At 38.7% G+C, this 15,975-nt stretch carries 12 protein-coding genes and 1 pseudogene; 11 read left to right on the top strand and 2 right to left on the bottom strand.

The genetic code is table 11. The features are described from left to right. Positions 1-29 precede the first annotated feature (29 nt). The 4 genes from ACLI1A_RS11805 to eptA all read left to right on the top strand — a co-directional run bounded on the left by ACLI1A_RS11805 (position 30) and on the right by eptA (position 4,628). Positions 30-1,592 (top strand): contractile injection system tape measure protein, encoded by a 1,563-nt coding sequence (locus tag ACLI1A_RS11805; protein WP_411408862.1) that lies wholly within the window; start codon positions 30-32, stop codon positions 1,590-1,592. A gap of 96 nt (positions 1,593-1,688) precedes the next feature. Next, positions 1,689-1,925, top strand: coding sequence for a hypothetical protein (locus tag ACLI1A_RS11810; RefSeq protein ID WP_411408863.1), 237 nt, complete (start codon positions 1,689-1,691; stop codon positions 1,923-1,925). 341 nt (positions 1,926-2,266) lie between these two features. Further along, positions 2,267-3,121, top strand: coding sequence for a phosphatase PAP2 family protein (locus ACLI1A_RS11815; protein WP_411408864.1), 855 nt, complete (start codon positions 2,267-2,269; stop codon positions 3,119-3,121). Then, positions 3,108-4,628 (top strand): phosphoethanolamine--lipid A transferase EptA, encoded by a 1,521-nt coding sequence (gene eptA / locus ACLI1A_RS11820; protein WP_411408865.1) that lies wholly within the window; start codon positions 3,108-3,110, stop codon positions 4,626-4,628. Before ACLI1A_RS11815 ends, eptA begins: the two co-directional genes overlap by 14 nt. Positions 4,629-4,913: 285 nt before the next feature. On the opposite strand, the gene ACLI1A_RS11825 is transcribed toward eptA, so the two are convergent. Both ACLI1A_RS11825 and ACLI1A_RS11830 read right to left on the bottom strand, forming a co-directional pair. Further along, a complete protein-coding gene (locus ACLI1A_RS11825; protein WP_411408866.1) occupies positions 4,914-5,954 on the bottom strand; it encodes a PLP-dependent cysteine synthase family protein in 1,041 nt (346 codons plus the stop codon). Positions 5,955-6,033: 79 nt separating this feature from the next. Continuing rightward, a complete protein-coding gene (locus ACLI1A_RS11830; protein WP_411408867.1) occupies positions 6,034-8,091 on the bottom strand; it encodes a S9 family peptidase in 2,058 nt (685 codons plus the stop codon). 145 nt (positions 8,092-8,236) lie between these two features. Here ACLI1A_RS11830 and ACLI1A_RS11835 point away from each other — a divergent pair, with 145 nt between their 5' ends. The 7 genes and pseudogenes from ACLI1A_RS11835 (at position 8,237) to ribB (ending at position 15,975) form a co-directional block, all read left to right on the top strand. Continuing rightward, the gene (locus tag ACLI1A_RS11835) at positions 8,237-8,560 is read left to right on the top strand and encodes a YbaB/EbfC family nucleoid-associated protein (RefSeq protein ID WP_411408868.1); all 324 of its coding nucleotides are present in this window, start codon (positions 8,237-8,239) and stop codon (positions 8,558-8,560) included. A 113-nt stretch (positions 8,561-8,673) separates the two neighbouring features. After that, entirely contained in the window at positions 8,674-9,171 is a 498-nt protein-coding gene (tpx, locus tag ACLI1A_RS11840) for a thiol peroxidase (RefSeq protein WP_411408869.1), read from the top strand. A gap of 3 nt (positions 9,172-9,174) precedes the next feature. Further along, a complete protein-coding gene (locus ACLI1A_RS11845; RefSeq protein ID WP_411408870.1) occupies positions 9,175-9,549 on the top strand; it encodes a diacylglycerol kinase in 375 nt (124 codons plus the stop codon). A gap of 35 nt (positions 9,550-9,584) precedes the next feature. Next, positions 9,585-12,164 (top strand): DNA translocase FtsK, encoded by a 2,580-nt coding sequence (locus ACLI1A_RS11850; RefSeq protein ID WP_411408871.1) that lies wholly within the window; start codon positions 9,585-9,587, stop codon positions 12,162-12,164. Further along, entirely contained in the window at positions 12,148-12,819 is a 672-nt protein-coding gene (locus ACLI1A_RS11855; protein ID WP_411408872.1) for a LolA family protein, read from the top strand. The genes ACLI1A_RS11850 and ACLI1A_RS11855 overlap by 17 nt, the downstream gene beginning before the upstream one ends. 8 nt (positions 12,820-12,827) lie before the next feature. Continuing rightward, a pseudogene (locus tag ACLI1A_RS11860) lies at positions 12,828-14,204 on the top strand (LptF/LptG family permease); the annotation flags it as partial. Positions 14,205-14,829: 625 nt separating this feature from the next. Then, a complete protein-coding gene (gene ribB / locus ACLI1A_RS11865) occupies positions 14,830-15,975 on the top strand; it encodes a 3,4-dihydroxy-2-butanone-4-phosphate synthase (protein ID WP_411408873.1) in 1,146 nt (381 codons plus the stop codon).

Genomic DNA, 15,975 nt, shown 5'->3' on the forward strand with positions numbered 1-15,975 from the left:
AGAAGTGATTAATAGAATATTTTTTTATTGTGGAACAAAATCATATCATACATAAAGTTGTTGTAGAGGTATCTGTTAATAACAAAGAAAAAGCATTTGAAATTAAAGACAACATTAGCAGCTTTTTAACTATGGATATCTTCCCAAAAATTGAAAGCTGTTTAAATGATTTTCAGGCTAAGTTACCTTCCCACGTAATACAAATTACGCGTTTAAACGTTAATATTGACGAAAGCCATACCTCACTAAACACCAACCTTGAAAACAGCATTACAACATCGTTTAATAATGAAATTACTGAAATAGTTAACACTAAATTTGATAATGAAAGTAGTTTACATAAAGAAATAAGTCTTTTAAAAAAAGAAGAACAATTGCTTCAAACATTTCTTCATTTTTTAAAATCAGGCTCAATTCCATGGTGGGATTCAACTGAAAAACCAATAGCTATTTTAGAGCCCAAGATGTTTAATAAAATTGTTTCTTCAAATGGTTTTGCACACAAACTTGTCCATCTTATGCAAAATATTGAAGTGGAGGAGCGAATAATTAATCAACTAACTGACAATCAAATAAAGCAGATTTGCCAAAAAATAATTCAAAAAAACGTACCTATATCGCTTGAAATTAACCTTCTAAAAAAACTGTGGAAACAGTTTAATGCAGATAGGAAATCAGTATGGTCACTGATTTTAGATATATCTACTATTTCTTTTTCAAATACCGATAAAAGCCTTGAAAATTATATTAAAGAGAAAATTATGAAAATGTTCTCGTTGTCAACAGGAGCAAATATAACCGGGACAGAAAATGAAATTTGGGAAATTATATTGACTATTTTTCCTTCAATAGATAAAAATGACAGAGTAATTAATGTAGCGTCTAAAAATAATAAAAGTAATAAAATTAATAAAAAACTAGAAGAAACAGGACTATCTGTTACAGGAGAAGAAGAAGGCACTACTCTAAAAAAAAGAAACGAAAAAGAAAAGGAGAATATAATTGATGACAATCTTCTAAAAGAAAAAGAAAATTTCATCAACATTCCACTTAAAAAAACAAGTTTAAACAATAGTAAAGAAAAAACTGAAGCATATGAAAACGGTTATCATGTACAAAATGCCGGACTTGTAATCATACACCCTTTCATTAGCAACCTATTTAAGCGATGCAATCTGATGGATCCTAAAACAAAAAAGCTTACTAAACCAGAAGTATGTATACATTTGCTTCATTACATTGCCACAGGTAAAACAAATCAACCCGAAAGTAATATGTTATTTGAAAAATTTCTGTGTAACATCCCTCTACATAAAAGCATTAATAGGCATGTAAGGCTTTCCAAGAAACAAAAAGCTGAAGCCGATAAAGTTATTGAAGCCGTACTTTATAACTGGGATGCGATGAAAAAATCATCAGTAGGGTTATTACAATATGAATTTTTGCAACGCCAGGGCAAATTAACACTAAAAGATACTCAGGTGTTAACCCTAGAACGAAAAACACAGGATATTTTAATGGATAAAATGTCTTGGGGATTAGGCCTCATTAAGCTACCTTGGCAAAAAAAGTTTATATACATAAATTGGTAAATTTGCAGTAATATTTAATTAAATCAATACACTTATCAATATTCTTTTGGGGCAAAATCGGTGCAGTCTCATATACTGATGATATAAAACATAGCGATGACCAAGGTTTCAGGACTTAGGTTCAATCCCTCTAACGCCTTTTGCGAATTGCAAAAGGTGTTTTTTTTTTTACACCCACAAAAAAAAAAACGCCTTTTGCGAATTGCAAAAGGTGTTTTTTTTTTTACACCCACAAAAAAATCTTTTAAAGGCAAAAACACGAAACGTGATTTGGCAGGCTATCCTCTAACCATTCCGGCAGAGCCATTAATTCATTTATTATCAAACTATTAACAGAGTTAATTAGATAACATTTCAATAATAACCTTTTTAGAATAAGAATAATTTAATTATATAATTAAAAATAAATACGCACTTAAAATGAAATTAAATTAAAATTTTAACCTTATTTTTTACATTTTAATTTTAATTTATATATTTTTAACAAAATCAAAAACTTACCTAAAGAACTTAACTTTAAACAAATCGCTTAAAAACAAACAATGCACCAACAAATAACAGTAACTATAAAGATAAACAACACAATACAAATTAAAACTTCAGAAAAACTTCAAAATTGATTCTCATTTTCGTCTTAAATTCTTAAAATTTCACCATTGATGCTTAACAACCAAATGAATTACCTATCGGGAGTTTTAAAAGAAATAAGTAAAAAAACAAATACTAATTATTGCGGAATACGATTCACTTGTTTTATTCCTCCTTTATCGTTTCTGTTAGTAATAATAGTATATCTATACTATAAAGATGCCTTAAGCGTGCATAACTACATAGAACTTCAAAAATCCTGGTTCATTTCAATTAATGCCAAACTATCGCAATTTCCGAACCTGGAATACAACCTCACTCAATTGGGCGATGCACTGATTTTCTTATCTCTATTGAGCATTTTAATTATTTACGTGCCAAAAATTTGGGAAGCTCTATTATTCTCCCTGTTGATTTCGTCTGTTTTTTCATGTACATTAAAGAAAATCATTGCCGTACCAAGGCCTGCAGCAGTTTTTAATAACAGCAGTTTTACTATTATTGGTAAAAAATTATGCTCACATAGTCTTCCTTCAGGCCACTCAATTACAATTTTTGCAATACTTACGCCATTACTGTTTGCATTTGCACCAAAAAAACCTTTAAACAAAGCATTATACTATATAGGAGCTATATGTATAGGTATTCTTATTGCCCTATCCCGGGTAGGTGTTGGGGCACATTATCCTCTTGATGTTGTATTTGGGTGCACTATAGGATATATATCGGGAGCATCGGCTATTTTTCTGAGTAAAAAATATAAACTATGGTGCTGGATTGGAGACAGAAAACATTGTCCTGTATTAGTTTTAATATTTCTAACTTGTTGTGTATTTTTAATCACTAAAATCTTTAAAGAAAACTTAACCATATACTACGTATCGCTTTCGGCCTTACTGGCTTCTACCTACAAAATAACCTACATATATGTTAAAAAATAATATTACAATTACTCGATTTGTATTACTTATTAGTGCCACTATTTTTATACTGTTTCACTACCCTTTTTTCAAATTTGTATTTAGTAATGTTGACTATAAAAGCCTGAATGGTGTAATATTAATAATCAGTCTTGTAATCCTTATGCTGGTTGTTAATGCTTTTATGCTATATCTAATCTTCTTTTTATCCCGGGCTGTAGGCAAGGTACTGTTAGTCATGTTTTTTATAATTAATGCCTTAGCAGTATACTTTGTAAATACCTATGGGGTCATAATAGACGAAACCATGATAGGTAATATACTAAACACTAATTATGACGAATCAAGCAGCTTCTTTTCAATAAAACTGGTACTGTATGTACTACTGCTGGGCGTACTTCCCAGCATCTATATCATAAAAGTTAAGATAGAAAATGTGCCCGCAAAGAAGTTTTTAAAAACCTCATCGCTTACCCTTTTATTTATAATAGTTTTAGCCTTTGCAAACGCAACAAACTGGCTATGGATTGATAAAAACTCAAAACGCCTGGGCGGACTTGCCATGCCCTGGTCGTATTCTGTAAATACACCTTTGTTTTATATACACAAATACAAGAAAAATAAGAAAGAAATTATACTACCCAATGCTACTATAGCTGACAATAAAAAATCGGTTATGGTACTGGTAATAGGTGAATCTGCACGAAAACAGAACTTCTCGCTTTACGGATATAGTAAAAACACAAACCCATTACTTTCTAAAATTCCTAATGTATTTCATTTTGACGCCACATCCAGCGCCACATACACCACAGCCGGTGTAAAAAGCATCTTAGACCATAAAGACACAGGCGACCTATATGAAATTTTGCCAAACTACTTATACCGAAATAATGTAGAAGTTATATGGCGAACCACAAACTGGGGAGAGCCGCCTGTACACATAAAAGACTACCAGAAAAGAGACGATTTAAAATCTAACTGCGCGGTAAACTGCGACTATGATGAAGTATTACTGGCCGGACTTAAAGAACAGATACTGGCCAGCAAGAAAAATAAAATATTAATAATACTGCATACAAGCACCAGCCACGGACCTACTTACAGTAAAAAGTATCCGGCGCAATTTGAAACCTTTAAACCGGTTTGTAATAGTGTAGAATTAGGTAACTGCTCTCATGATGAGCTGATAAATGCCTATGACAACACTATTGTTTATACCGATTATATTTTGTCTAAGGTAATAGAAGACTTAAAAGAACTTAAAGAATATAACAGTGCCATGATGTTTGTATCAGACCATGGGGAATCTTTAGGTGAAAAGAATTTGTATATGCACGGAGTACCTCTTAGCATAGCACCAAAAGAACAATATGAAATTCCTTTTATAGTTTGGATATCAGACAGCTCAAAACAACTTAAACCCGAAAATAATTTAACCCAACACCATGTTTTTCATAGTGTACTGCATTTCTTAAACATAAAAAGCCCTGTCTATGACGAGCAGATGAATATCTTTAAAAATTAAAGCACCTGCACCATTAGGATGAGTAACGCTATATACAGCAACCAACATACTGTAAGGCACCCCACGGTGTGCCTTACTTTTTATAGTACCGCATGCAGCTATGAAGTTATGACTAGTTTATAGCCGCAAATTCTAATGATTATGAAGCGGCGTAGCTTACATACCAAAAAATAAAAAACAATGATAATAACAGCAATTACCGTGTATCTCATTATTGGAAAAACATAAAAAAACCTCCGGCAAAAATTACCGGAGGCTAACGTATATAAAAGCAGAAATTAATTCTTACTTGATAAATTCAATTTTCTGTGCCTCTTCAATGTTTACACTATCAAAGAAACCCTGCTCGTTCATCCATTCGTCGCTAAATACTTTGCTCATATAGCGTGAACCGTGGTCAGGGAAAATAAGTACTACATTACTGTTTTCGTCAAACTCGCCTGCTTCGTCATACTGTCTGGCAGCCTGAAGCGTAGCACCACTGGTGTAACCTACAAACAAACCTTCAGTCTTAGCTATATGGCGTGCAGAATGTGCGCTGTCTTCATCCGACACCTTCATGAACTGATCTATTACATCAAAATCAGTTGCAGTAGGTATAAGGTTTTTACCAAGGCCTTCTATGCGGTAAGGATAAATCTCTTCGCTGTCAAACTCACGAGTTTCGTGATATTTTTTAAGTACAGAACCATAAGCATCTACACCCAGTATACGAATGTTAGGGTTTTGCTCCTTAAGGAAACGTGCAGTACCGCTTATGGTACCACCTGTTCCGCTGCAAGCTATAAGGTGGGTTATTTTACCGTTAGTTTGTTCCCAAATTTCAGGACCGGTAGTCCTGTAATGGGCATCCATATTAAGATCGTTAAAATACTGGTTAATGTACACAGATCCTTTCATTTCTTCATGAAGCCTTTTGGCTACACTGTAGTATGAACGCGGATCGTCTGCCGATACGTTTGCAGGGCAAACATATACTTTAGCACCCATGGCACGCAGCATGTCTATTTTGTCCTTAGACGATTTAGAACTTACTGCAAGCACACAGTCATAACCTTTAATAATGCTTACCATGGCCACACTAAAACCTGTGTTACCCGAAGTAGTTTCTATGATGGTATCTCCCGGTTTCAGGATTCCTTTCCTTTCGGCTTCTTCGATTATGTATAATGCAATACGGTCTTTTGTAGAGTGTCCCGGGTTAAAAGCTTCAACTTTTGCATAAAAATTCCCCTTTAATCCGTCGGTAACCTTATTGATCTTAATAAGCGGAGTGTTGCCTATTAATTCCAATACGTTATTATAAGCTTTTATTTCTTCTTCCATAAAAAAAATAAGTTAGCAAGGCCCTGTGTGTAATAGTTAGCAACCTCAAAACCTTGCAAAGCTAACAAAAAAATTTAAACTATTTTTTAATTCCTTCCAAATCTAATAAAAAACTGTACTCTTTCGCAACTTCCTTTAACGCCTCAAAACGTCCGGAAGCACCGCCATGACCCGCATCCATGTTAGTATCAAGAAACAACTGTTTGTTTCCGGTTTTAAGTGTACGCAGTTTAGCTACCCATTTTGCAGGCTCCCAGTATTGCACCTGGCTATCATGCAGACCTGTAGTAACAAGCATATTAGGATATTCCTGGGCCGTTATATTATCATACGGAGAGTACGATTTCATATAGTCGTAGTATTCTTTTTCGTTCGGATTACCCCACTCGTCATATTCACCCGTAGTAAGCGGAATAGTATCATCAAGCATGGTGGTAACCACGTCTACAAAAGGCACCTGGGCTATAACACCATTATATAGTTGTGGAGCCATATTTATTACAGCCCCCATAAGCAGCCCTCCGGCAGAGCCGCCTTCGGCATATAAATGTTGGGATGAAGTATATCCCTGCTCAATTACAAATTCTGAACAATCTACAAAATCAGTAAATGTGTTCATCTTTTTCAGCAGCTTACCGTTATCATACCAATCACGCCCCAGGTCTTCTCCGCCTCGAATATGAGCTATGGCATAAATAAAGCCCCTATCCAGCAGGCTAAGCCTTATAGATGAGAAATACGGATCCATTGAAGCACCGTAAGAACCATAAGCGTATAAAAGAAACGGATTGCTGCCGTCTTTCTCAATACCTTTACGGTATACTACCGAGATAGGCACTTTAGTACCGTCTTTGGCAGTAGCCCATATACGTTCTTCAGTATAATTATCTTTATCAAATTTTCCGCCTAAAACCTCCTGCTCCTTAAGGACAGTTTTTTCTTTCGTCTTCATATTAAAGTCGATAACCGATGAAGGCGTAGCCATACTCTGATAGCTGTAACGCAGTATGTCTGTATCAAAATCAGGGTTGGCAGCTGTACCCGCAGTATAGGTTTCTATATCAAAAGGCAGATAGTACTCCTCTCCTTCCCATGGCATAATGCGTATGGTGTTAAGGCCATTTTCACGCTCGCTAACCACAAGGTAATCTTTAAAAATATCAATATCCTCCAGCAGTACATCGGCCCTGTGAGGAATCAGATCTTTCCAATTCTTTTTATCTGTAGCAGTTTCAGGCGTAACCATCAGTTTAAAGTTGGTTGCCTTATCCTTGTTGGTTAACACATACCATTGGTCACCATAGTGGCTAATACTGTATTCCAGTCCGCGTGTACGCTTCTGGAATAATGTAAACTCGCCGTCGGGCTTTTTGGCATCTATAAAACGGAATTCGGTAGTAAGCGTACTGCTGGAACCGATTACTATGTACTTTCTTGATTTTTCCTTGTAAACAAAGGCGTTGTAAGTATCGTCCTTTTCATGATATACCAATGCATCATCATTTACATCAGTTCCCAGCGCATGTTTGTATATTTTTTCCGAACGCAGCGTTACAGGATCCTTACGTGTATAAAAGAACGTATTGTTATCTCCTGCCCATGTAGAGCCACCTGTTGCGTTTTCTATTTTAAATGGCAGTATTTCGCCGGTTTGCAGGTTCTTTACCTGTATGGTGTACTGCCTGCGCGATACGGTATCTATACCAAACGAAGCCCACTTGTTATCTTCGCTTATGCTAAGTCCACTAAGATGGAAATAGCTATGCCCCTGCGCCATTTCGTTACAGTCGAACAAAATTTCCTCAGGTGCTTCCAGAGTTTCCTTTTTACGGGCATAGATAGGGTAATCCTTGCCTTTCTCGTATCGGGTTATGTACCAGTAGCCGTTATATTTATACGGCACTGACGAATCATCTTCTTTAATACGGCTTTTCATTTCCAGGAAAAGCTCGTCCTGAAAAGCCTTAGTATGGGCGGTATTTTGCTTATAATATTCGTTTTCGGCCTCCAGGTAGGCTATTACTTCGGGGTTTTCCCTTTGGTTCAGCCAGTAGTAGTTATCTATACGTACATCGCCGTGCTTCTCCAGCTTTTCGGGCTTTATGGCAGCCACGGGCGCGGTTATTATTTCTGTCATTTTTATCGTGCTGTTTTAAGCATATCCTGCAAAAGTAACAATAACACCCATTAAAAATAAGTGTTTTTTCATTCTTTTAGGATTATGATTTGGCAACCCAATTTAATACTTTTGCATACAACTGAAACACTAAAACCGGAAAAAAATGTTTGGAGATATTATGGGAATGATGGGTAAGCTACAGGAAACCCAGAAAAAAATGGACGAAACCAAAAAAAGGCTCGATACCGCACTGGTAGACGAACAAAGTACTGACGGCCTACTGAAGGTAACCCTTACGGCAAACAGGGCTATTCGTTCTATAAGCATAGACGATGCGCTGCTTGAAGATAAAGAACAACTGGAAGACTACCTTGTATTAGTACTTAATAAGGCTATAGCCAAAGCTACTGCTGTAAACGAAGCCGAACTGGCTGCTGTGGCAAAAGACGGTATGCCAAACATACCGGGCATGGATATGTTTAAGTAGTTTACATAAAGCTACTTGTTTTATCACATATTGCACAATACTTATAAAAAGGGCGTATGCCCATTCGAGTGTGCTAATTTTACTATTTTTGCATAATAACAAAAAACACAATTATGGCTACAATAACATTGGGTGGAAACCCTGTACACACAAGCGGTAACCTTCCTGAAAATGGTACTAAAGCTGCTGATTTTACATTGGTAAAAGGCGACCTTTCTACCACTTCACTATCTGACTACAAAGGCAGCAAGCTGATCCTTAATATATTCCCAAGCATCGACACAGGCACTTGCGCTGCATCGGTAAGGGCTTTTAATGAAAAAGCGGCTTCGCTTGAAAACACTAAAGTGGTATGTGTATCGCGCGATCTTCCATTTGCACAGACACGTTTTTGTGGTGCCGAAGGAATTGCAAACGTAGCTACAGCTTCAGATTTCAGGGATGGCAGTTTTGGTAATGCTTATGGCCTTACTATTACCGATGGTCCTCTTACAGGCCTGCACTCTCGTGCTGTTGTGGTAATTAATGAAGAAGGTAACGTAGTGTACTCTGAGCAGGTAGCTGAGATAAAAGACGAGCCAAACTACGACGCGGCTTTGGCAGCACTTTAATAAATGAAAGACAACCGTTTTGTAAAAGGCAGGGTAAAAAGTGTTTTTTACTCTGTTAAGGGAGCATATACGCTTATAACCAGCGAGCACAGTATTATGGTGCAGTTTGCTATAGGCGTACTTGTTACCATAGCCGGGTTTTACTTTGGCATAAGCCGCGAAGAGTGGATGATACAAACCCTGGCGGTAGGAATGGTTCTTGCTGTAGAGGGCGCAAATACTGCTATTGAAAAGATTTGCGACTTTATCCATCCTGAATTTAACGAAAAAATAGGCTTTATAAAAGACGTGGCATCTGGTGCTGTGTTTTTTGTGGCTATTGCCGCAGCTATTGCCGGCATTATAATTTATTACCCGAAAGTAGCGGGATTGTTTTGATTTTGATATTTTTACAGAAGTAGAAAAAATAACGTATGGCTAAAACGAAGAAGAGCACTGCAAAGACTGAAAAACCGGAAACAGAAAAAAGGCCGTGGCGCGTATCCCGAAGAAATAAAGTGATTTTTGGGGTATTTTTCTTTTTGTTCTCCGTAGCAATGCTGCTGTCGTTTGTGTCGTATTTTTTATACTGGCAAGACGATCAAAGTGCTGTAGCACAACTTACAGACAGAAACGTACCTGTAAACAACTGGCTGGGAAAATTCGGGGCTTTTATAGCTAACCTATTTTTATACCAGGGTTTTGGGGTAGCATCATTTATACTTATCCGTTTCTTTTTCCTGCTGGGGTCGCACCTTGTACTTGATTTACCGGCAGGCAAGTTAAAAAGAACATTGTTCTGGGATTTGTACCTTACTATAATAGTATCAATACTGTTTGGTTTCTTTAACGCATACATTCCTGAACTTGGAGGCGTTATAGGCTACGAAATGAACCTGTTTATACAGGACTATGTAGGCAAAAGCGGCACATTATTAATATTGATGTTTGCTTTGGCAATATTCCTATTCTTAAGAATCAAAATTTCTCCTGATGCAATAAAAGGATTCTTTGAGCGCAGGCTTGAAGAAGAAGAAGAGGAATCAGAAGACACCGCTCCTGCCCCGGTTGCAGAGCCACGTGTACAAACCACGGTAGTACCGGCTGCTACGGTAGCCGAAGCGCAGGCGCTTTCGGCTGAAAACGGAGAGGAAGATGAAGAATATCATCCCAATTTTGAAGATATGCCTGCGGATGATGAGGAGTATGAGGAAATTGTAGACGACCTGGAACTGAAAATACTTCCGGAAACGCCTGTAAATCCTGTTCCTCCTTTAACTCCGCCAGTTTCAAAATTTGAGATTAATAAAGACACTCTGAAGCCTACTATTGAAAAAGCTTCGGAAATAAAACTTGATGTACCTAAAGCTACTGCTTTTGTAGAGCCGGCACCACAGGTACACGAAATCATTGAAACAGAAGACGAAAACTTCGTAATAGAAAAAATAGAGGACGAAGCTGTAGTAGAAGAAAACCTTGCCGCCCGCCTGGTGCGTGATTTTGGCGAGTTCGACCCTACACTAGAGCTTTCACACTACCAGTTCCCTCCACTTGAATTACTTAAGGAATATTCTACAGGAGGCATTACTATAGACCAGCACGAACTGGAAGAAAACAAAAACCGTATTGTAGACACACTGCGCAACTACAAGATAGACATTGCACAGATAAAAGCTACAGTAGGACCCACGGTTACCCTATACGAAATTGTGCCCGAAGCCGGTATCCGTATTTCAAAAATCAAGAGTCTGGAAGACGATATTGCACTATCGCTTGCAGCACTGGGTATTCGTATCATTGCCCCTATACCCGGCAAAGGCACGATAGGTATAGAGGTACCTAACACCAAGCCTACAATGGTTTCTATGAAGAGTGTAATAGCCTCTCCTAAGTTCCAAACCGCCGAAATGGAGCTACCAATAGCTCTTGGCAAAACGATTAGCAACGAAACCTTTGTAACCGACCTTGCCAAAATGCCTCACCTTCTTATGGCAGGTGCTACAGGACAGGGTAAATCGGTAGGACTTAATGCCGTACTTACATCGCTACTGTATAAAAAACACCCTGCCGAGGTTAAGTTTGTACTGGTAGACCCTAAAAAGGTAGAACTTACGCTGTTTAATAAAATAGAGCGCCATTACCTGGCAAAACTACCCGATGGTGGCGATGCTATTATTACTGATAACAGCAAGGTTATAAACACCCTGAACTCGCTGTGTATAGAAATGGACAACCGTTACAGCCTGCTTAAGGATGCTATGGTACGTAACATTAAGGAATACAACGAGAAATTTAAACAACGTAGGCTGAACCCTGAAAACGGGCACCGTTTCCTGCCCTACATTGTACTGGTAGTAGACGAGTTTGCCGACCTTATTATGACAGCCGGTAAAGAGGTAGAAACCCCTATAGCGCGTTTGGCGCAGCTGGCACGTGCCATAGGTATACACCTTATTATTGCTACACAAAGGCCATCGGTTAACGTAATTACAGGTATTATTAAGGCCAACTTCCCGGCGAGGATAGCCTTCAGGGTTACTTCTAAAATTGACTCGCGTACCATTCTTGACAGCCCGGGTGCGGACCAGCTAATAGGTCGAGGCGACCTGCTCTACACACAGGGTAATGATCTTACCCGTGTGCAATGTGCCTTTGTAGATACCCCGGAAGTAGAAAAAATAACCGAATTTATTGGCGGACAAAAAGGATACCCGGATGCGTACCTGCTTCCTGAGTTTATAGGTGAAGAAAGTGGCACTAATCTTGATATAGACATTGGCGAAAGGGATTCCATGTTCAGGGAAGCCGCCGAAGTGATTGTTACCGCCCAGCAGGGTTCGGCATCGTTACTGCAGCGTAAACTGAAACTAGGCTATAACCGCGCCGGACGCCTTATAGACCAGCTGGAAGCAGCCGGTATTGTAGGCCCGTTTGAAGGCAGTAAAGCCCGAAATGTAATAATACCTGACCTGGTAGCCCTGGATCAATTTTTTAAGAATGAAGAAAACGAATAATATAATGCAACGTTTTGCCAGGATACTTATACTGTTCATAACATTATCTGCTGTTAGCCTGCACGCTCAGGATGCCCAGAAAGCAAAAAACCTGCTTGACGAGGTTTCGGCGAAAATAAAAAGCTACAAAAATATAACCATTGATTTTCGTTATCAGGTAAATAGCCCCAAAACAAATAAAAACCAGGAAAGCCGTGGTAACGTGGTACTACAGGGCGAAAAATATGTTCTGAATTTTATGGGTGTAACCCGTATTTTTGACGGAAAAAAAGTATACAATATAGTACCTGAAGATGAGGAAATAACCATATCTAAGGCAGACGACCAAAAGAATGACGGGTTAACCCCAAGCAAAATGCTAACGTTTTTTAGCACCGGGTACAAGTACAGTATGGACATTTTACAACCGGTAAAGGGGCGTAAAATACAGTATATTAAGCTTACACCAACCGCCGCTAACACTGACGAAAAGTATGTATTAATAGGTATAGACCAGCAAACTAAGCACATTTATACACTGATACAAATAGGTAAAGACGGCACCAAAACTACGTTTACCATAAATTCTTTTAAGACAAATCTGCCTTTGTCAAAAAATCACTTTACCTTTACCGAAAGTAAATACCCTAATTATTACATTAACCGATTAGATTAAACATTCCGGTGAAAATACTTGACCGTTATATACTTACCTCATTTGTAAAAACTTTTGCGTCTGCATTTACCATCCTGTTCTTTATATTCATACTGCAGGGTATCTGGCTGTTTATAGACCAGCTTGCTGGTAAAGACCTTGAGTTTTTTGTAATTGTTAAGTTTTTAGGGTACTACTCCCCTACCATGGTACCGCTGGTACTACCACTTTCTATACTCCTTGCTTCGATAATGACCTTTGGTAGCTTCTCAGAAAACTATGAGTTTGCTGCCATGAAATCATCGGGTATATCGCTGGGCAGGGCCATGAGATCGCTTACCGTTTTTATATTCCTGCTTAGTATAGTAGCATTTTTCTTTGCTAATAATGTTATACCGCAGGCACAGTATAAGTTTACCAGCCTGAGGAAAAACATTATACAGAAAAAACCGGCTATGGCTATTGTTGAAGGCCAGTTTAATGCCGTGGGGTCTTTCAACATTAAGGTTGATAAAAAATCAGGCGAAAATGGCGAAAAGCTAACCGGGGTAACCATTCACAAAAAGAAACTGGGTTCGGGTACAGGTACTGTTATTCGTGCCAAGAGAGGGCTCTTAAAAAGTAGTGATAAGAGTAACCTGCTGCAGCTGGAACTGTATGATGGTTATTACTATGAAGACATACAGGGAAATTCATCTACCGACAGGGAAAAAATGCCTTTTGCCAAAAGCAGCTTTTCGCGCCAGCTTATGAACATAGACCTTACTGCGTTGAACAGCGAAAGTATGGATGATGAGCAGATTACCCATACCAATAATATGCTGAATCTAAACGAGCTTAGCTTTACGCTGGACTCGCTTGAAAAAAATTACAAACGAGAGGCAAAAAGCGTAGCTGAAAACCTTGCTATACGTCCGGCAGGGGCACTTACACCTACTTTTCAGTTAAAAAAGGATACTACCAAAACCAAGCAAGAGAAAAAAACTGCACGAAAAGACCTGCTAAGTGTTCTTACAGCTAAAGACGACAAAACCCGGGTGCTGGAGCTGGCTGCAAACAACGTAGGTAGTACAGACTACGTAATTACATCGGGCAAGAATGGACTGGAGGAAAAAATAAAGAACATAAACGGCCACTGGATAGCCTTCTACGATAAGTTTGTTATAGCTTATGCCTGTATTATGATGTTCTTTATAGGTGCGCCACTGGGAGCCATCATCCGCAAAGGAGGCCTCGGGCTTCCTATAGTATTTGCAGTACTTATTTTTATTATCTTCCACTTTATCAATACCTTTGGTAAAAAAGTAGCTCAGGAAAACGGCATACCTCCTTTTATGGGTTCGTGGATGTCGAGCTTTGTGCTTACGCCGTTTGCCATACTCTTTACCTATCGTGCCACAAACGACATGAACCTGGTAATAAACATGGAATGGCTTACAGTACCACTTGCTAAACTTTTCAGCAAGAAGAAACTGTACATACCTGTAGTACGCCTGGACACTTTTATTCCTGTAGAAGATGAAGAATGGCAACTAATGAACAGTTATAACGATGTTCAATTAAAACAAATCGTATTAACATCAAAACAATACAATTATACGGAGCTATATCGTAAGAAGGCACTAAAAATACTGGATAATCGGGGCATAACACAAGAAATGCTAAAAGAAGAAGGCTATTTGTATGACCGTAATTACCTGGAATTAGAAATACTTGCCGAACGATACAAAATATACTCGGTTATAGGATTAGTGGTTTTTGCAGCGGCAGCTTTGCTTATAAAAGCCAAACTGAAACCAGCTGTAATGATTGTCCGTTTTGTAGTAATCGCACTACTGTACGTAATAGTATTTGTATCAGAAAAGAACCTAAGAGGGGTTTTCAGGATAGCAAGCCGCAAAAACAGCCTGCCAGCTGTATTGGCTTGGGTATTCGGCCCTGTATTATATATCATCCTGTATTTTTACAACAAAAAGAACCTGAAGGGCGCCATAGAACATTACAAGAGCCCTACAGTAACTAACACTAACTATGACAACTACGATAGCACAGAACAAAATCAGGCTTAATACCATTGAAGAAGCCATTGAAGACATCCGCCTGGGTAAGGTGGTTGTGGTGGTAGATGATGAAGACCGTGAAAACGAAGGCGACTTTATAGCCGCTGCCGAAAAGGTAACTCCTGAGATGATTAACTTTATGGCTACCCACGGCCGCGGACTTATATGTGCACCGCTTACCGAAGCGCGTTGCGATGAGCTGGATCTTCACCCTATGGTAACCAATAATACCGTACTACACCAAACCGCTTTTACCGTATCTATAGACCTTATAGGCCATGGATGTACCACAGGTATATCGGTACATGACAGGGCTAAGACGATTAAATCACTTGTAGACGAAACAACCAAGCCATACGATTTGGGACGTCCTGGACACATATTCCCGCTACGTGCCAAAGAAGGCGGCGTACTAAGGCGTACAGGCCATACCGAGGCTTCTATAGACCTTGCCCGCCTTGCCGGCCTTAAACCTGCCGGTATACTGGTAGAAATACTTAACGAAGATGGTTCTATGGCAAGGCTGCCACAACTGGTAGAAGTAGCCAAAAAATTTGACCTGAAGCTGATTTCTATTGAAGACCTTGTGGCGTACAGGATGCAACACGACAGCCTGATAAAAAAGAAAGAAGACTTTCAGATAGAAACACGTTTTGGATCGTTCAGGCTGCGCGCGTATGAGCAAACAACTAATAAACAAGTACACATAGCCCTTACAAAAGGTAGCTGGAATACCGGAGAGCCAATACTAACCCGTATTAACAGTACACAGATAAACAACGACCTACTGGGTACACTCACAAACGATGCCGACTCTAAACTGGACAGTATGTTCAAGAAAATAAATGAGGAAGGCAAAGGTGCTATACTGTTTATAAACCAGGGTAACGAGCCATCGCACCTGCTTAAACGAATAACTGAGCTAAAAACATTACAGGCAGAAGGTGTAATGAAAGCACCACAACCTAAAATGGATGTGAAAGATTTTGGTATAGGAGCACAAATACTACACGATATTGACGTAAGCAAAATACGCCTGTTAACCAATTCTGAACACGGAAAACGTGTAGGGATGATAGGTTATGGCCTTGAAATTACCGAATACGTAACTTTTTAA

Source organism: Flavobacterium sp. RHBU_3 (assembly GCF_046613565.1).
In the GTDB taxonomy this organism is placed as follows: Bacteria; Bacteroidota; Bacteroidia; order Flavobacteriales; family Flavobacteriaceae; genus Flavobacterium.